This window comes from Sinomicrobium sp. (genome assembly GCA_029266035.1).
Lineage (GTDB): Bacteria > Bacteroidota > Bacteroidia > Flavobacteriales > Flavobacteriaceae > Sinomicrobium.
The window spans coordinates 1-17,505 of sequence record JAJUFH010000030.1 but is presented as its reverse complement, the minus strand read 5'-3'; the positions used below and the strand labels follow the sequence as shown (position 1 = coordinate 17,505).

General features: G+C 42.1%; 15 protein-coding genes and 2 tRNA genes. 3 read left to right on the top strand and 14 right to left on the bottom strand.

What is annotated here, in order from left to right:
- Positions 1-30: 30 nt before the first annotated feature.
- From ACYZZR_RS11870 to ACYZZR_RS11830, 9 genes are all read right to left on the bottom strand, one after another.
- Positions 31-519 carry a dihydrofolate reductase gene (locus tag ACYZZR_RS11870; protein ID WP_461534226.1) on the bottom strand — a complete coding sequence of 163 codons (489 nt, stop codon included), beginning with the start codon at positions 517-519 and terminating at the stop codon, positions 31-33.
- Between the two features lie 4 nt (positions 520-523).
- On the bottom strand, positions 524-907 hold the full coding sequence (locus ACYZZR_RS11865) for a 2TM domain-containing protein (protein WP_461534225.1): 384 nt from the start codon (positions 905-907) through the stop codon (positions 524-526).
- 275 nt (positions 908-1,182) lie between these two features.
- Positions 1,183-1,257 (bottom strand) — tRNA-Val (locus ACYZZR_RS11860).
- A 44-nt stretch (positions 1,258-1,301) separates the two neighbouring features.
- Positions 1,302-1,376 (bottom strand) — tRNA-Val (locus ACYZZR_RS11855).
- Between the two features lie 166 nt (positions 1,377-1,542).
- A complete protein-coding gene (locus tag ACYZZR_RS11850) occupies positions 1,543-2,754 on the bottom strand; it encodes a bifunctional folylpolyglutamate synthase/dihydrofolate synthase (protein WP_461534224.1) in 1,212 nt (403 codons plus the stop codon).
- 44 nt (positions 2,755-2,798) lie between these two features.
- Positions 2,799-3,650 carry an energy transducer TonB gene (locus ACYZZR_RS11845; protein ID WP_461534223.1) on the bottom strand — a complete coding sequence of 284 codons (852 nt, stop codon included), beginning with the start codon at positions 3,648-3,650 and terminating at the stop codon, positions 2,799-2,801.
- A gap of 2 nt (positions 3,651-3,652) precedes the next feature.
- The gene (locus ACYZZR_RS11840; RefSeq protein ID WP_461534222.1) at positions 3,653-4,039 is read right to left on the bottom strand and encodes an ExbD/TolR family protein; all 387 of its coding nucleotides are present in this window, start codon (positions 4,037-4,039) and stop codon (positions 3,653-3,655) included.
- Positions 4,040-4,233: 194 nt separating this feature from the next.
- Positions 4,234-4,923 carry a MotA/TolQ/ExbB proton channel family protein gene (locus tag ACYZZR_RS11835; RefSeq protein WP_461534221.1) on the bottom strand — a complete coding sequence of 230 codons (690 nt, stop codon included), beginning with the start codon at positions 4,921-4,923 and terminating at the stop codon, positions 4,234-4,236.
- A 181-nt stretch (positions 4,924-5,104) separates the two neighbouring features.
- Positions 5,105-6,331, bottom strand: a complete 1,227-nt coding sequence (locus ACYZZR_RS11830; RefSeq protein WP_461534220.1) for a Glu/Leu/Phe/Val dehydrogenase dimerization domain-containing protein — start codon at positions 6,329-6,331, stop codon at positions 5,105-5,107.
- Between the two features lie 247 nt (positions 6,332-6,578).
- Between ACYZZR_RS11830 and ACYZZR_RS11825 the strand changes: the two genes are divergently transcribed.
- Positions 6,579-7,721, top strand: coding sequence for an acyl-CoA dehydrogenase (locus ACYZZR_RS11825; protein WP_461534219.1), 1,143 nt, complete (start codon positions 6,579-6,581; stop codon positions 7,719-7,721).
- An 84-nt stretch (positions 7,722-7,805) separates the two neighbouring features.
- Here ACYZZR_RS11825 and ACYZZR_RS11820 read toward each other — a convergent pair whose 3' ends face one another.
- Complete coding sequence (locus ACYZZR_RS11820) at positions 7,806-8,210, bottom strand: helix-turn-helix domain-containing protein (RefSeq protein WP_461534218.1); 405 nt, start codon at positions 8,208-8,210, stop codon at positions 7,806-7,808.
- Positions 8,211-8,485: 275 nt separating this feature from the next.
- Between ACYZZR_RS11820 and ACYZZR_RS11815 the strand changes: the two genes are divergently transcribed.
- On the top strand, positions 8,486-9,055 hold the full coding sequence (locus ACYZZR_RS11815) for an RNA polymerase sigma-70 factor (RefSeq protein ID WP_461534217.1): 570 nt from the start codon (positions 8,486-8,488) through the stop codon (positions 9,053-9,055).
- A gap of 34 nt (positions 9,056-9,089) precedes the next feature.
- Here the strand turns inward: ACYZZR_RS11815 and ACYZZR_RS11810 are convergent, their stop codons facing one another.
- From ACYZZR_RS11810 to gcvP, 3 genes are all read right to left on the bottom strand, one after another.
- Positions 9,090-9,614 carry a methyltransferase domain-containing protein gene (locus ACYZZR_RS11810; RefSeq protein ID WP_461534216.1) on the bottom strand — a complete coding sequence of 175 codons (525 nt, stop codon included), beginning with the start codon at positions 9,612-9,614 and terminating at the stop codon, positions 9,090-9,092.
- A gap of 2 nt (positions 9,615-9,616) precedes the next feature.
- Positions 9,617-10,675 (bottom strand): 3-oxoacyl-ACP synthase III family protein, encoded by a 1,059-nt coding sequence (locus ACYZZR_RS11805; protein WP_461534215.1) that lies wholly within the window; start codon positions 10,673-10,675, stop codon positions 9,617-9,619.
- 178 nt (positions 10,676-10,853) lie between these two features.
- Positions 10,854-13,709 carry an aminomethyl-transferring glycine dehydrogenase gene (gene gcvP / locus ACYZZR_RS11800; protein WP_461534214.1) on the bottom strand — a complete coding sequence of 952 codons (2,856 nt, stop codon included), beginning with the start codon at positions 13,707-13,709 and terminating at the stop codon, positions 10,854-10,856.
- A gap of 213 nt (positions 13,710-13,922) precedes the next feature.
- Between gcvP and ACYZZR_RS11795 the strand changes: the two genes are divergently transcribed.
- Positions 13,923-14,756, top strand: a complete 834-nt coding sequence (locus ACYZZR_RS11795) for a UbiA prenyltransferase family protein (RefSeq protein ID WP_461534213.1) — start codon at positions 13,923-13,925, stop codon at positions 14,754-14,756.
- Between the two features lie 91 nt (positions 14,757-14,847).
- Here the strand turns inward: ACYZZR_RS11795 and ACYZZR_RS11790 are convergent, their stop codons facing one another.
- A complete protein-coding gene (locus ACYZZR_RS11790; RefSeq protein ID WP_461534212.1) occupies positions 14,848-16,878 on the bottom strand; it encodes a M3 family metallopeptidase in 2,031 nt (676 codons plus the stop codon).
- Between the last annotated feature and the right edge of the window lie 627 nt (positions 16,879-17,505).

Below are 17,505 nucleotides of genomic sequence, written 5' to 3'. Positions count from 1 at the left end.
TGTTTGTAGTTATTAGTTTGTCATTTATCTTTATTTTCTCCTATAGGTGAGATAGGTGAACGGATATTTGTGCCGCTCGTCTTCTGAGTGGGGTGTAGATTGAATCAGCTCCCATTCTTCGAGCTTTATTTCGGGAAAAAATGCATCGGCTTGAGGAAAAGAAGCGTGTACTCTAGTGAGTTCTATTTGCTGTGAATAGGGAAGTCCTAGTTTGTAAATTTCCCCACCTCCTATGATAAAGGGGTGTTTGTCGGCTCTCAGCGCCGTAGTAATGGCATCTTCGATAGTGTGGACGACAATACAACCTTCCGAGCTATAGTCTTTTTGCCGAGTAATGACGATATGAGTGCGATGGGGAAGCGGTTTGGGAAAGCTTTCAAAGGTCTTTCTGCCCATAATGATGTGATGAGCTGTGGTGAGAGCCTTAAAGCGTTTAAAATCGTCGGGCAAATGCCATAATAGCTGATTGTCTTTTCCGAGTTCGTTGTTTTCTGCGGCGGCGGCAATCATGGTGATCATAAGCTTACGAAGTTTTGTCGGGGGTGGAGTTGAGAAATTCCTGTTCTATGTCACGTTCTAAACGGGCAATTTTTTCTTTTTGTTTACGCAGCAGTTTTTCTCGCTGTTGTTTTTCCCATTCTTTACCCATAAAACGATGAGTGATAAAGACGTTAAAGCAATGGATGACGAAGATAAAAGTCCAAGCTGAAATAGCCCATACAAACCAGTCGTACGGTTCGCCGTAATGGAGTACCTTGTTAGCTACTACCATGAAAGCACTACCGATGAGAAAGAACACGAAATGGTTGTACAGTCTTTTTTTCTGACGGATACGGGTCTCGGCATTTTTTAGTAGCTCGTACTGCTCGTCGTCTACTTTTATGGTCTTCTTCTTTTTAAAGAGCATGACTTATGGCTTTAAAACAAAAATACGGATTTTTTTTAGTTGTTATTCTTCCCGGATAAATATAAGGAGAGGTATACCGTACTTTTTAGAAATATAGCAGCTATTTTTCTGGAGGGGAGTGTGTCGTCCTTTAGGTAATAGGTGTGTGCACCAGAGAACCAATGGTTTTTTTGTAGGCCTTATTGGATTTAAAGAAATGAACTTCGGACAGTAATTGATTGTAATAATATCCAGGTCAAAAAAAAAGCCTCCCTAAAAAGGAGGCTTAAAATGTGTGGGCCCTACTGGATTCGAACCAGTGACCCCCTGCTTGTAAGGCAGGTGCTCTGAACCAGCTGAGCTAAGAGCCCTTAATCATTTTTTTGTGTACACCAAAAAACCAATAGTTTTCCTGTGGGCCCTACTGGATTCGAACCAGTGACCCCCTGCTTGTAAGGCAGGTGCTCTGAACCAGCTGAGCTAAGAGCCCAAAAATGATTATTTGAATATAATACTGCAAGAGAACTTACAGATTTTAAAGAACTTTTGCTATTGTTGTCCCGGGATAACCGGGCTTGTTCTCAATAGCGGATGCAAAAATACAATTGTTTTCCACAGATGCAAAAAATATTTGCACATTTTTACAACCTACAAAATTACAGTACTTCGGCTACCACAAAGGTGCTGCCGCCTATGTATATGAGGTCGTTTTTGTCGGCTTCTGAAAGTGCGCTTTTATAAGCCTGACTTACAGTGTTGTAAATCGATCCTTTTAATTCGTACTCCGAGGCGCGTTTGTGGAGCGTGGCTGCCGGTAGTGCCCTGGCGATTTCTGGAGCTGTGAAATAATAGGTGGCTTTTTTTGGTAGTAGAGGAAGGATGTCTTCCAGTTTTTTCTCTTTTACTACTCCGAATACGATGCGTAAGTGCACGTAACTTTCTTCCCGTAACTGCTGCATAACCAGTTTTAGTCCTTCGGCATTGTGAGCGGTATCGCAAATGACTTTGGGATGTGCTTTTAACTGCTGCCAACGACCTTTAAGACCGGTGTTTTTTACTACATTAGCCAGTCCGGATTTGATGTTTTCCCGACTTATTGTAAAGTGCTTAAGCTGCGAAGCCGCGGTGATGGCGGCGCAAATATTTCTCTTTTGATAGATTCCTTTGAGGTCGCTTATTAAATTTTTATCACATAGTTTTTCGGCGAGCAGAAGAGGGGAGTTACACGATTTAGCCACCTGCTCGAATACGGGGAGCGTTTCCGGTTGGTATTCACTGATTACTACAGGCACACCTGGTTTTATGATGCCTGATTTTTCGAAAGCTATCTCGGCTAAGGTATGACCGAGAATATCAGTGTGGTCGTAGCCTATATTTGTTATTACGGACACCTCTGGTGTGATGATATTAGTAGAATCTAAGCGACCCCCCAAACCTACTTCTATCACAGCGATATCTGTGTGTTGGCTGACAAAAAAATCGAAGGCCATACCTACGGTCATTTCAAAGAAGGAGAGTTGGTGTGCCTCTAGAAAAGCTTTGTTGTCGGCTATAAACCTCACGACAAAATCTTCCGGAACCTCTAGTCCTCCTATCTTTATCCGCTCGCGAAAATCTTTGAGATGAGGGGAGGTGTACAATCCGGTTTTATAGCCTGCCTCTTGTAGTATGGAGGCAATCATATGACTTACAGATCCCTTCCCATTTGTTCCTGCGACATGGATTGTGCGCAACTGTTTTTCCGGGTTTCCGAGATGGTTACAGAATTTGAGAATATTGTCTAATTTGTGCTTCAGGGCTGAAGCTCCCTGCTGCTGATATGCGGGAAGTTGGTCGAACATCCACTGCAGTGTTTCTTGATAAGTCATCTGGTTTGATGAAGGTGTTATCGTGTTGATAAATTACTTTTATGCTATCTTCCGAGACTGAAATTGACTACCACATAACCGATTTGTCTTGTAGGAGCATCGGGAGCGGGATCCCATTTAAATAAAAGAGCCGTCCTTTTTGCCGGTTCTAATAGGCAAGGACTGCTGTTGGTAGTTCCTTTTACACCAGGTTGTGCATTAATTACATTGCCGTTACGGTCTACGGCTATACGTACTACTACTTTGCCTTCTTCATTACAATCTTGCTCAACTTTACCTCGGGATTGCAATGATCGTCCGCTAAGGCCATATCCCACTTCTCCCGTACCCGATCCGGAATCGCCGTAATAACTGCTTGCATAGGGATCACCTTCCGGATTGCCTTTATCGCCTGCTTGATCGTCGTTGCCTTCTCCTTTATTTTCCGTTCCCGTTTCCTTTTTCCCCTGAAGTATTTTAGAGATTGCATCCGCGGTAGATTTTGCCGGTTTTGGAGGGTCGGGTTTTTCTTCGGGTTCCTTTTCTACAGGTTTGGGTTCCGGTTTTTCGCTCTTTACTTCATTTTCGGTTTTTGGTTTTATAACAGGAGCTTCTTCAGAATTGCTAGTGAGTACTTCTTCTTCCGGTTCTTTTACAGGAACGACCTCCGGTTCAGAAACTGTTTCCTCAATTGTTTCTTCTTCAGCTTTTTCTTTCGATGCTATTTCAACAGGGGTGGGAGGCTGAATGTCTCCTGAACCCAACTCGGCATATCCCAGGTTTATTGTAATTCCGTTTTCTTCAGGCGGATCGATATAGCTCAACCCCATATAAAACAGCAGTAATATCAGTGCCGTGAGCAGTAGGGTAGTCAGGGTAAACGATTTTCTCTTATGTCGGGTATCTAGTAACGACATCGCTATTCAGGTCTTACGGCCAATATTACTTTAAAGTTGTTTCTGTTGGCTATATCCATTACATTCACAGCCTTTTCAATAGGGACTCCTTCTTCTGCGCGGAGAATAATAGTGGGAGTATCCTGTCCTTTCAATTTGCGCTTGAGCTCGGTTTCCAGAAATTCCGGGTTTATTTTCTGATTGTCCATAAAGTATTCCAGCTTTTTATTGATGCTTACCGAAACGTTTTGCACGTTGGTAGACTTCCCTTTGGCTTTGGGCAAAAGTAAGTCTAATGCATTGGGTGTACTGGAGGTAAGCATAAAGAATATCAGGAGCAGGAATACTATATCAGTCATAGATGCCATGCTGAATTCTGCAGATACTTTATTTCGTCCTTTGAGTTTCACATCAATAAATTTAAGTCAAATATTTACAATATGCACTGTTGTTCACAGTGCAGTCTGGTCTCCGTCGCCGACAGCTGCTGAAGAATCCCCACTAGCACAGCACCCCAAGGAACTTCAACAGTACAGGTGAAAAAAGAAATTCTTCCAACTGTTGGAATAATGAGATTTGCAATGATGAAAACGCGTTCCCATTATCAGGCCGGTTCGTCGAGCAAATCCATAAACTCTACGGCATTAGCTTCCATTTGGTGTACCACCTTATCGGTACGTACCACTAGGTGATTGTATCCTATATAGGCAATAATACCTACGATTAGCCCGGCCACCGTTGTGGTCATGGCGGTATATATCCCGGATGCCAATGAACCTATTTCAGCCTGTCCTCCTTTGCTTGCCATTTCGTGAAAGGCAATAATCATACCTACTACAGTTCCGAGAAATCCTAACATAGGAGCAGCTCCTGCCACAGTGGCGAGTATGCTCACATTTTTTTCCAGTTTATACACCTCTAGAGTCCCGGCGTTTTCTACGGCCTTATTGATGTCTTCCAGTGGTTTTCCTATACGGGATATTCCCTTTTCTATGAGTCGTGCTACCGGGGCATCCGTTTGTGCACAGAGCTCTTTTCCTGCCTCCAGTTTTCCACTACTCACATGATCTCGTATTTGATTCATAAAATTTCCATCTACTTTCGAAGCTGCCTTAATGGCAAATATCCGCTCGAAGTAAATGTAAAGTGCTACAAAAAGAAGCACGAATAGAATCAAGATAATGATAACACTGGCAGTACCTCCATTGATAATCAAGTCGATAATAGACAGGGTTTTTTCTTCGGGAATAACCTCTTCGGGCAGGTTTTGGGCAACGTCTTGAAATAGTGTCATTGTGTATCTTTATTTTTTAGTAAAACGACTAAAGCGCAATAAAATTATATTTGCATCTCTCTAAATCACTATGGAAAATCAGGGATTTAGCCAGCATCAAATATAAATAAAAAGAAGAAGAGGTCGAGCAAAAAACGACATTTCGACCAAATCGGTAATTGCGCTATAAAATTGGCTTGTTTTACACCAACTGTTTTAAGGCTATTTCGTAGGCTGTACTACTGATTCCGGTTTTTAGCGAACTTTGGGCATGGGTGGTAGTCAGTGCTTTCTTTACGGTATTGGAAACATCTCCGAAGATGGCTTCGTCGTCCATACTCACTCGGCCTTCCATAAAGTAAGCAAATACCCTAGCCATACCACAATTTGATATAAAATCAGGAATAAGGCTTAGTCGTTTATCAGTGTATTCCATAATGGGACCAAAGAAGATTTCTCTGTCGGCAAAAGGTACGTTAGCACCGCAAGATACTACTTCCAGTCCTTGATCCATCAGTCGGGTAATCTGTTCTTTGGTGATTAGTCGCGAAGCGGCACAGGGTGCGAATACCTCTGCTTTGAGATCCCATATTTTTTTATTCACTTCATCGAAGGAGAGCAGCTTGTCGTGAACCAGTGCATTGCCTTTTTTGTTGAGAAAAAGTGCTTTGATTTCTTCGAAAGAAAAGCCTTCTTGCTGAATAACGCCTCCAGAAACATCCATAATCCCTACTACAGTAGCTCCCATTTGAGCTAGGAAAAATGCGGCAGCACCTCCTACATTTCCAAATCCTTGTACTACGGTTCTTTTTCCTTTTACATCTCCGCCATAGATTTCGTAGTAATGGCGTACGGCTTCGGCCACTCCGTAACCGGTAATCATATCGGCCACAGTATATTTTTTCGTAATATCTGGGGCGTATCGATTGTTTTCAATCACTTTTATCACGCCCTGTCGGAGTTGGCCTATCCGGTTTATTTTGTCGGCTTCGGTGGGTTTGAAATGACCGTTAAAAACCCCTTCTTGAGGATGCCAAACTCCACAGTCTTCGGTGATGGGAATCACTTCGTGGATTTCATCTACATTGAGATCTCCACCGGTGCCGTAATAGCTTTTGAGCAAGGGGGATACTGACTTGTACCAGCGTTCTAAGACTCCTCTTTTACGAGGGTCTTTAGGATCGAAATTAATTCCAGATTTTGCACCTCCTATGGCTGGTCCTGATACGGTAAATTTTACTTCCATGGTTTTGGCCAACGACAGTACCTCGTCCATGTCCAGTCCTTTCCGCATTCGGGTTCCTCCACCCGATGCTCCTCCACGAAGAGAATTGATCACGGTCCACCCCTCGGCTTCTGTTTCCTGATCTCTCCAGTGGAATACAATCTCGGGGGCTCTGTTTTCATATTGTTTTAGCAGTTCTTTCATATTGTTTGTTTAGGTGGTAGTGAACTGTCGATAAACCGATGAGTTCATTGACCGATTGAGTTTTTACTAATTACTTTTATAGGTGGCCTAAAATTAGTAAAATAAAATTTATAACGACTTCCTGTAAATGTGTTATATTTAGAAAATAAAATATATTTTTGATAAAAATTCATTTAGAACCTCTATTGAGGTCTTTTAAATGAATAATCGTCAATGTTATTTCACATCAAAAACAATTGAGAAGAATATGGATTTCACACTTAGCGAAGAACAGCTTATGATCCGTGATGCGGCTAGGGATTTTGCCCGTAACGAACTGCTTCCCGGAGTTGTTGAAAGAGATGAAAAACAACTTTTTCCTACCGAGCAGATACGTGCTATGGGCAGTCTGGGTTTTCTGGGAATGATGGTTTCACCTGATTACGGAGGGAGTGGCTTAGATACGGTATCGTACGCCCTTGCGATGGAAGAGATATCTAAAGTAGATGCCTCGGCTTCGGTGGTGATGAGTGTCAACAACTCATTGGTGTGTTGGGGATTGGAGAATTTTGGTACTGAAGAGCAAAAAAGGAAATATCTGACTAGGCTTGCTACTGGTGAGATTATCGGAGCTTTCTGTCTGTCAGAACCCGAAGCGGGAAGCGATGCAACTTCACAAAAAACGACTGCTGTAGAACAGGGCGACCACTATGTGTTGAACGGAACTAAAAACTGGATTACCAATGGAGGTACTGCCAGTGTTTACTTGGTTATCGCTCAAACTCATCCCGAAAAAAAACACCGTGGGATCAATGCTTTTATCGTAGAAAAGGGAATGGAGGGATTTGAGATTGGTCCCAAAGAAAATAAACTCGGTATACGAGGTAGCGATACACACTCTCTAATATTCAATGACGTAAAAGTGCCTAAAGAAAATCGTATCGGCGAGGACGGATTTGGCTTTAACTTTGCTATGAAAACGCTTTCTGGAGGACGGATAGGTATTGCGAGTCAAGCCTTGGGCATTGCTTCTGGCGCTTACGAACTGGCGTTGAAATACTCAAAAGAACGAAAGGCTTTCGGTACGGAAATCTGTAACCATCAGGCCATAGCCTTTAAGCTGGCCGATATGCATACACAGATAGAGGCGGCAAGGCATCTGGTGCTTAAAGCGGCGTGGGACAAAGATCAGGGAAATAATTACGATCTCTCTGGCGCCATGGCCAAACTTTACGCCTCACAGACGGCTATGAATGTTACCGTCGAAGCTGTGCAAATTCACGGAGGGAACGGATATGTGAAAGACTATCATGTAGAACGCCTTATGCGAGATGCCAAAATTACTCAAATCTATGAAGGTACTTCCGAAATACAGAAAATTGTTATTTCAAGAGGGATATTAAAAGGGTGAGTTGTACCATAGCTGGTAATTTGAAGACATTTCAGATCTCGACAGTTCTGAGAAAGTGATGCTCGTATTTGCGCGTTACTTTCACTAGCTTTTTGTCTCCAAATCTGAGATCCGTTTTTTTAGAAAATCAATGGTTTCCCTAAATGCGGCATTGGCTTCTTTAAGAGCTGCATTTGTTTCTCGTAAGGCATTGATTTGATGTTCCATAGCGCTGATTTTTTCCTGTAAGAAGTAGGTGCCACTTTCTTCTTGTATACTGTGTATGCTTTGCAGTTCTGATAACAACATAGGCTCATCCCCGGTGAGTAACCAGGATGGATTTATTTCATCACATTTTGTGTACAACAGTTGGGCGTCGAAAGAATTTCTTTTTCGCCAGTTGGACAGCACCTGTGGTTTTATGCCCAAATGCCTCGCTAAATCGATATCTCTCTTGAATCGATAGTGCGTCTTGATACGATCGAGCATAAAAGATTTGTCAAGTTTCATTAAACGAAGTGAGTGTTAAAGTTTGTAAATAATTTTTTAATACACTATATGTTTATATATTTGTAGTGTTTTCTTACTTTTTAAGTAAGTTGTAGAGGTATTTATGCCTTGAATGTAAATATACACAAATTGGAGTTATTATTTCCGTTTGGGTGGTATTTTGTGTGTTTTTTTATAGAAAAACATCATGAGTTATTGTGAGATTTTGCTTCACTTTTGTTTCTGTATATTGATTTGGTCTCAAGTAAAATTCATAACGCTGATACTCTAACACAATGAAACAAAGCAGATGTCAATTGGATATTGAGTTGATCAAAGGGATTAAGCGCGGCGATAGGATTGCCTTTGGACGGCTATTTATACTGATGAGAAAAAAACTCTACTTTTTTGTGCTGTCCTACACGAAATCTGGATATGCCGCAGATGAGATCGTTCAGGAAGTTTTTATACGTATTTGGCAAAAACGAGAAAAGATTAAACCTGCTACCTTTTATACATTGATATTTGTTATGGCTAGAAACCTTACCTACAATTACCTGAGAGATACCATGCGTAGAGAAACGGCTAGAGAAGAGTTGTGGGAGGCGGTAACCAAGTCTAAATCTCACAATCAAACAGAAACCCAACTTTATTATAAAGAGTATTGTGCTATTGTTGGAGATATTGTAAATCAACTGCCAGTGCAGAAAAGGAAGATATACAGACTCTCCAGAGAACAGGGAAAAAGCAATGCCGAAATTGCAGCCATATTGGGGATTACTACCAAAACGGTAAAAAACCACTTGTGGAAAACCATGACCGTCATAAAACGAGGAATACGTCCTTTTATGGAAGGGAGTTTATAGGGGTATGGTTGTTTTTTGTGTTGAGCCAGAAGAGCTAGCTTTTTCTTTCCGCATACACTATATAGTATCTCGGGGTGAAGTATCGCAGTAGTGGTCTGAAGCCTATTTTCTTAACTGGATTGGTCCATTTTTTTCTAGCTTTTATTTCCCACCCTGCTTTTTCGAGCAACCAGTCGAATTGCCAGTCTTCAAATTCGTGATAATGTCTGTCCCACATATCGGTTTTGCTTCGATATGCCGAGGCAAACCACAACTTCAAGGGCACAGAAGCAATCAGTTTGTCGGCCTTGATAGCGTTAAGCACATTAAAAGGAGATACTAGATGTTCGAAAATTTCAAAAGCGGTTACGGCGTTGTAGCTGTCCTTTTGTACAGAACTTACATCGATATCGAGGTCTTCTCCCTGAGTGTTGGTTACTTCAAATCCTTCGGCCTGCATGATATCGGTAAAAGGGTTGTGTGTGCCTAGGTCTAATATCCGTGCATTTGTCGCGAGGTGTTGCTTTAAAAAAGCGAGTGTGAGCCCGTATCGTTTGTCTGGAAAATTGTTTTCGTACATAATCAGCATTTATACACTACGGCATTGATATTCATGCCGGCTCCTACACTTGCAAAGATAATAACATCTCCTTTGTGAATGGATTGTTTCTCGATATTCCCTTTTTTGACCATATCGAGTAGCGTGGGAATGGTGGCCACAGAGCTATTGCCCATTTTGTGTATGTTCATCGGCATAATGCCAGTAGGGACTGGTTTTTGGTAGAGACGATAGAAACGCTTGATAATGGCAGTGTCCATTTTTTCATTGGCTTGGTGAATGAATATTTTACTGACGTCATCAATGGAGATTCCGCTTTTATCAAGACATGCTTTCATAGCTTGAGGGACGTGAGTACAGGCGAATTCGTAGATTTTTCTACCGTGCATTTTGATATAGCGAATATTTTGTGACAACGACTTGTTATACGAATTTCCATAAAAGAGATATCCCACTTCATTCTGGGTATAGCTCGCACTTTCGAAGGAGAGAATGCCACAGTCTTCTTCACAGCGTTCTACAACGGTGGCACCTGCACCGTCTGAAAATATCATGGCATCGCGATCGTGTTTGTCGGTGATACGTGACAGTATCTCTGCGCCTATTACCAAGCACTTGTCGGCCATACCGGCGCGTATAAAAGCCTGAGCCTGAATCAAGCCCTCAACCCATCCGGGGCAACCGAAAATGAGGTCGTATGCCACGCATTTCGGATTGCTGATGTTGAGTCTGTGTTTTACACGAGCGGCAAGACAAGGAATAAAGTCTCCTTGTATACTGTTGTGATTGACGTTGCCTAAATTGTGAGCTACTATGATATAATCGAGGGTTTCCGGGTCTATACCGGAATCCTTTATGGCGTTTTCTGCAGCCTCAAAAGCAATATCTGAAGTGTTGAGTTCTTGGTTGGCATAACGGCGTTCGGATATGCCTGTTATAGCTTCAAATTTTTTAATAATGGTTTCGTTTGGAAGGTCGAATGGAACTCCATCAGCATCGTAAAATTCGTGCCGAAGAAAGTCAGAATTCGGTCTTTTTTCGGAAGGGATATAACATCCTGTTCCGGTGATCTTGATATTCATTGGTCGATGATTTCTGCTAAGGTATGCAATAGAAATTTATTTTTGTTAAGTGGTGTACTAAAAAGCACGATGCTCAATCTGATATTTGAAGTTTTGTCAATTCTGGAATGGAGCCAAAAAAACAAGGCTTTATGAGAAACGATGTCATAAAGCCTTGTTTAATTGAGTCTTATCGGTTTTATTCTGCCTCGATATAAGATTCTATAGGTGCACAGGTACAGATGAGATTACGATCTCCATAGGCGTCGTCTACTCGCCTTACAGCTGGCCAAAATTTATTTTCCCTCAGGTGTTCCAACGGAAATGCCGCCTGTTCTCTGCTATACGGATGGCTCCATTTATCAGCTGTGAGCATTTCGAGGGTATGAGGAGCATTTTTAAGCACATTATTATCGCCGTCATCCGGACTAGCGCTTTCAATTTCCTTACGTATTGCGATCATAGCGTCACAGAAACGATCCAGTTCTTCTTTGTTTTCACTTTCAGTGGGTTCTATCATCAAGGTACCTGCCACCGGGAAGGAAACTGTGGGAGCGTGGAAACCGTAATCCATAAGACGTTTTGCTATATCGGTTACTTCAATACCTTTTTTCTTGAATTCGCGACAATCTACTATCATTTCGTGTGCAGCTCTTCCTCTTTCTCCGGTGTAGAGTACGTCAAAATGACCGTTTAGCCTTTCTTTGATATAGTTGGCATTGAGAATGGCGTATTGAGTGGCTTGTGTAAGTCCGTTTACTCCTAGCATTTTGATATAGGCATAAGAGATAAGGCATACCAGCGAACTTCCCCATGGGGCAGCTGAAATTGCTGTGATTCCTCTTTCTCCTCCTGTTTTTACAACAGGATTGGACGGCAGGAAGGGTACAAGGTGGGAGGCTACGCAGATAGGACCTACTCCGGGACCTCCGCCTCCGTGTGGGATGGCAAAGGTTTTGTGTAGGTTGAGATGGCAAACATCTGCTCCAATAGTAGCAGGATTGGTAAGACCTACCTGGGCATTCATGTTGGCACCGTCCATATAAACCTGTCCTCCGTTTTGGTGTATAATATCGGTGATTTCCTTAATAGAAGATTCGAATACCCCGTGGGTCGACGGATAGGTTACCATTAGGGCAGCGAGATTATCTTTGTATTTCTCCGCTTTTTCCCTGAGGTCGTCTACATCTATATTTCCTCTTTCATCAGTTTTAGTAACCACTACTTTCATTCCTGCCATCACTGCTGATGCGGGATTGGTGCCATGTGCTGATGCGGGAATAAGACAGATATTGCGATCGAAAGAGCCATTGGCTTCGTGATATGCACGAATGACCATCAGCCCTGCAAATTCTCCCTGGGCACCCGAATTGGGTTGAAGAGAGGTGCCTGCAAAGCCGGTAATAATGCTGAGTTGATTTTCCAGTTCACTTAGTACCTGCTGATAGCCTTCGGCTTGTTCAACAGGGACAAAGGGGTGAATGTTGGCCCATTGCGCCATACTTAGCGGAAGCATTTCGGACGCGGCATTGAGTTTCATAGTGCATGATCCGAGGGATATCATGGAGTGGGTGAGTGAAAGGTCTTTGCGTTCCAGTTTCTTGAGATATCTCATCAAGGCTGTTTCGGAATGATAACGGTTAAAAACTTCATTTTCCAAAAAGGAAGACTGACGTTTTAAGGCTTCCGGAATTGTTGATTCATCGACGAGTTCTTCAATTGTGACAGCCGTGGTGCCTGCAACCTCAGCAAATACACTTACAATCTCATTGAGGTCGTCAATAGAGGTTGTTTCATTTACAGCGATAGAAACTGTTTGTTCGTCGATATACAGGAAGTTTATCTCGCGAGCTTCAGCTGCTTCCCTTATTTTGGAGGCCTCGGCTTGGACTACTAAGGTGTCAAAATAGGTGGAATTAGACTGTTGGTAACCTAGTTGTTGCAAGGCGCGGTCTAGGGTCACTGCCGAATGGTGTACCTTGTTTGCAATATAGTGGATTCCCTCAGGCCCGTGATATACGGCATACATCCCGGCCATTACAGCTAGAAGTACCTGAGCTGTACATATATTGGAAGTAGCTCGATCTCTTTTTATGTGCTGTTCTCTAGTCTGCAGTGCCATACGCAATGCTCTGTTTCCATCGGCATCTTTGGTGACACCTATTATTCTTCCAGGGATATTTCTCTTGTATTCTTCTCGAGTAGCGAAAAAAGCTGCGTGAGGTCCACCGTATCCCAGGGGTATACCAAAGCGCTGCGTAGTACCTACAACTACATCGGCGCCAAATTCTCCGGGAGGTGTGAGCAGTGCAAGGCTGAGAATATCGGCAGCTATGGCTATACTGATATTGTTTTTATGAGCTTTGGCAACAAAGTCTTCACAGTTGTTTACAGCACCGTACTTTCCGGGGTATTGCAATATAGCTCCGTAGTATTCCGCTGAAAAGTCGAAATCGTCCGGATGGCCTATAACCAATTCTACTCCAAGTGGAATGGCTCTAGTTTGAAGTACGGAAAGCGTCTGTGGCAACACCTCTTCAGAAACAAAGAATTTTATTGCGCCATTTTTTTTCTGTTCTCTAGATCTGAGCTCAAAGAGCATAGCCATGGCTTCGGCTGCGGCGGTTCCTTCATCTAAGAGTGAAGCGTTTGCCAGAGGCATCCCGGTGAGGTCGGATACGGCAGTCTGGAAATTGAGCAATGCTTCTAGTCTGCCCTGTGAAATTTCGGCCTGATAGGGGGTGTATGCAGTGTACCATCCCGGATTTTCGAGAATATTTCTCTTTATAACTGAAGGGGTAAAGCTCGAGTGGTACCCCAGCCCGATATAAGTTTTGAATACCTTATTTAAAGAAGCTAGTTTTTGGATGTGATCTATAAACTCACTTTCACTCATGGCCTGAGGAAGTTCTAAAGGTGAGTTGAGCCGGATATCGTCGGGAATGGTTTCACCAATTAATTGATCCAAGCTCGATGCTCCGGTTGTATTTAACATTTGCTCGAGTTCTCCCTTTCCGGGGCCGATGTGACGTACTGCAAAAGAATCTGTTCTCATAGCTGTGTTTAAGTGTAAGATGCGGAACTCATCAAAAAAAACAGATGAGTTACCTATATTGTGCTTATCGCGCAAAAATACATTATTATTTTTTGTGAAGAGGTCATTTTTAAGTTGTTGTAAAAAAGTTTTCAACCACTGTATAAAGTTAAAAAATACTCGGTGAGCAACTTATGTGAAAAAAGAATACATTCTATTCTTTATTTTTGCGGGATGGAACGACTGATACGCTTGTTGAATTTTTATATAGAGGCGAGTATACATGTGGCCTTGTCTGCCTGCGCACTCACCGTTATTACTGTATTTAATTTTGACTTGCCTTTCGACTGGTATGTGTGTCTATCGGTGTTTTTTGGAACCATTGTAGGTTATAATTTTATAAAGTACGGGAGTGAGGCACGGAGGTTTTATGTGGTGCGTACACGCTATGTGAAGAGTATTCAATACTTTAGTTTTGTGTGTTTTGCGATTTGCGCGTATTGTCTTATTCACATTCGTTTACCAGGGCTTATAGTGCTTTTTGGATTGATTCTGTTGAGTTTTTTTTACGCCGTTCCACTCAATGCTTCTGTGCGTAATATCCGCAATTTTCCCGGAATTAAGATTTTTATCGTAGCCTTGGTGTGGAGTGGAGCTACAGTATGGTTGCCACTTGCCAATAATTTGGATGCATCGGGATCTGTCGGATTGTTGGGAGAAGATATGATAATAGAAGGGATTCAGCGATTTCTCTTTGTGATTGTACTGACAATTCCTTTTGAAATACGCGATATGGCGGTAGACGACTTGTCGCTGGGAACCATACCTCAGAAAGTTGGAGTCAAAAACACCAGATATATCGGAGCGCTTATCCTACTACTGGTGTTGTTTATGGAGTTGCTTAAACAAAAAAGCGGTTGGTCAGATTTTTTTGGACTGCTTATCACTTCAGAGCTTTTAGGGTTGGCACTGTGGTATTCCCGAGTAGATCAGAAAAAGTACTACTGTAGTTTTTGGGTGGAGGGAATTCCTATAGTGTGGATGGTGCTTTTGTTGCTACTGAATTAAAACCTACCCGAGGGGAACACAACAGCCTGCAGCCTTTGTCTGACTATTAGGAAGTAGCCAATGCCGTTGATGACAATGTGCTAAAACCTCTTTAAATCAATCCAGCCCTCTTCAGTAGGGCGTCGGGTTTGGGTTGTTGTCCGCGGAACCGCTCGTATAGGATTACGGGGTTTTCCGTACCTCCTTTTGAAAGAACATTGTTTTTAAAGCTATTGGCTACCTCCTTGTTGAATATGCCTTTTTCCTTAAAGAGTTCGAAAGCGTCTGCATCGAGTACCTCTGCCCACTTATAGCTGTAGTATCCAGATGAATATCCGCCTTGAAAAATATGAGAGAAGGCAGTACTCATACAGGTTTGTGGTGTTTCAGGGTAGAGATTAGTCGCTGAAAACACCTCGTCTTCATGTTTTTTAACATCCGAAATAAAGGAGGGATCTTTGGCGTGCCAGCTCATGTCTAGAAGTCCGAAACTCAGTTGTCTCAAAGTTTGTATCCCTTCCATAAAATTAGACGATTTCTTTATCTTTTCGATGTATTTCATAGGGAGGTCTTCTCCTGTTTGGTAGTGTTTAGCAAAGAGTTTGAGAGCTTCTTTTTCATAACACCAGTTTTCCAGCACCTGGCTGGGTAGCTCGACAAAATCCCAATACACACTGGTTCCGCTTAACGATGGGTAAACCGTATCGGCAAGCATGCCGTGAAGGGCATGTCCGAACTCGTGAAACAAGGTGGTGACTTCGTTAAAGGTGAGCAGTGATGGTTTGGTTTTAGTAGGCCTGGTAAAGTTGCAGACAATCGAAATATGGGGGCGTTCTTCTCGGCCGTTTTTTACGGCCTGAGATTTGTAAGATGTCATCCATGCTCCGTTTCTCTTTCCCGGTCTGGGGAAAAAATCGGCGTAAAACAAGGCTATATACCTACCGTTGGAATCTGTTACCTTGTAGGTGCGTACTTCTTCGTGGTATTTGTCTATATCGTTTATCTCCTCAAAATTTAGATCGTAGAGTTTATGTGCAATGGTGAATACACCTTGAACAACGTTTTCCAGTTTGAAATAAGGTTTGAGTTTTTCGTCGTCTAGATCAAAGAGCTTTTGTTTTAATTTTTCGGTGTAATAGGCTCCATCCCATTTCTGTAATTGGGAGATTCCATCCTGTTGGCTGGCGAATTGCTGTAATTTTTCAAATTCTCTTAAAGCTGCCGGCTTTGCTTTTTGAAGTAGTTCGTTCAGAAATTCATCAACCCTTTCGGGGCTCCCTGCCATACGTTCTTCGAGTACGTAGTGAGCGTGGGTTTTATAGCCTAGTAGTTGAGCTCTTTCGCTTCTGAGTCTCGCTATTTTGAGTACGGTGTTCTGGTTGTCCAGATCATCGTTGTGAAAGGCTTTACTTCCCGATGCGAGTAACATTTTTTTGCGGAGTTGGCGGTTGTTTGCATAGGTCATAAAAGGGATGAAGCTGGGGTAGTCGAGGGTAAAAATCCACCCCTCTTTATCTCTGCTTTCTGCGAGATTTTTTGCGGCTTCAACTGCTCCTTCTGGAATTCCTGAAAGTTGTTCGCTATCGGTGATTTGAAGTTCGAACTTGTTGGTTTCTGCCAGTACATTCTCGCCGAATTTGAGGCTAAGCGAGGAGAGTTCAGAGTCTATTTTTCGCAGTTTTTTCTTATCGTCTTCGTCTAGTGCAGCTCCGTTTCTAGCAAAACTCTTGTACTGCTTTTCGAGTAAAGTGTGTTGCTCTGGACTTAGGTTGAGATTGTTCCTTTGGGAGTAAACGGCTTCGACACGGCGAAAGAGCACTTCGTTGAGTCGGATGTCGTTGGAAAACTCAGTGAGCAGAGGTGAAATCTTCTGGGCTAGTTGTTGGATTTCTGTGTTGGTTTCTGCGCTGTTGATATTAAAAAACATGCTGCTTAGCCTGTCTAAATATTCTCCTGAAAATTCCAAAGCCTCTACGGTATTGGAAAAATCGGGAGGCATCGGATTGGAAGTGATGTGCTCTATCTCCTTTCGGGTATTTTCTATTTCTCCTTCTATGAGCGGGAGATAATCGGATGTTTTTATTTTGCTAAATGGAGCTGCTCCGTATGGGGAGTCGAATAGTTCTTTGGCAGTGGCAGACATATTACAACTGATTTTTGTCTTGCGAATATAGTGTATATGGCTGAAAAGAAAAAGAAGTGATAGCACGGGAGTATGCAAAAAAAAGAAGCTGTCCTTTCGGACAGCCTCTTGATTACCGTGCTTATTAAATTAACATTGTTACATGTTAAACTACCCCAAAAATAAACAACAGTAAAAATCTAAACCAACCATGAATTTTAAACAACTAACTAATCTGAAAATATATTGTTTATTCTATGTTATCTATAGCGTTCTTGTTTAACAACAGTACAAATATCCGTCAACTTTATCGGAATGATGTTTTAAGAGATGTTCTTATTGTATAAATTCGATAAAGCGCATTGTTTTATCGATAAAGTGCATTGTTTGTGTTGTTGATTAAATAAGAGTTAGGTAGAATTATGCTTATGTAATGATACCGATAGATATTTTATACAAATGAAAGAGGCTGTTTTTTATAACAGCCTCTTTCGACATATTTCAGTACACTAGTGTCCCATAAAATTAAAAGATGTTTAAAAACCAACAAATATCACACTCTAGAATGTCCAAAACGCACTTTTGAATTTTGAATTACAAGTTCATGAATTGAAGTCCGTTCACTTGAAAATTATATGTAAATCACTG

Coding starts and splice junctions, on each gene's coding strand:
- ACYZZR_RS11845 (WP_461534223.1), bottom strand. CDS start 3,650: ATGTCGTTACTAGATACCCGACATAAGAGAAAATCGTTTACCCTGACT.
- ACYZZR_RS11835 (WP_461534221.1), bottom strand. CDS start 4,923: ATGACACTATTTCAAGACGTTGCCCAAAACCTGCCCGAAGAGGTTATT.
- ACYZZR_RS11850 (WP_461534224.1), bottom strand. CDS start 2,754: ATGACTTATCAAGAAACACTGCAGTGGATGTTCGACCAACTTCCCGCA.
- ACYZZR_RS11795 (WP_461534213.1), top strand. CDS start 13,923: ATGGAACGACTGATACGCTTGTTGAATTTTTATATAGAGGCGAGTATA.
- ACYZZR_RS11810 (WP_461534216.1), bottom strand. CDS start 9,614: ATGTACGAAAACAATTTTCCAGACAAACGATACGGGCTCACACTCGCT.
- ACYZZR_RS11815 (WP_461534217.1), top strand. CDS start 8,486: ATGAAACAAAGCAGATGTCAATTGGATATTGAGTTGATCAAAGGGATT.
- ACYZZR_RS11870 (WP_461534226.1), bottom strand. CDS start 519: ATGATCACCATGATTGCCGCCGCCGCAGAAAACAACGAACTCGGAAAA.
- ACYZZR_RS11805 (WP_461534215.1), bottom strand. CDS start 10,675: ATGAATATCAAGATCACCGGAACAGGATGTTATATCCCTTCCGAAAAA.
- ACYZZR_RS11820 (WP_461534218.1), bottom strand. CDS start 8,210: ATGAAACTTGACAAATCTTTTATGCTCGATCGTATCAAGACGCACTAT.
- ACYZZR_RS11865 (WP_461534225.1), bottom strand. CDS start 907: ATGCTCTTTAAAAAGAAGAAGACCATAAAAGTAGACGACGAGCAGTAC.
- ACYZZR_RS11830 (WP_461534220.1), bottom strand. CDS start 6,331: ATGAAAGAACTGCTAAAACAATATGAAAACAGAGCCCCCGAGATTGTA.
- gcvP (WP_461534214.1), bottom strand. CDS start 13,709: ATGAGAACAGATTCTTTTGCAGTACGTCACATCGGCCCCGGAAAGGGA.
- ACYZZR_RS11790 (WP_461534212.1), bottom strand. CDS start 16,878: ATGTCTGCCACTGCCAAAGAACTATTCGACTCCCCATACGGAGCAGCT.
- ACYZZR_RS11825 (WP_461534219.1), top strand. CDS start 6,579: ATGGATTTCACACTTAGCGAAGAACAGCTTATGATCCGTGATGCGGCT.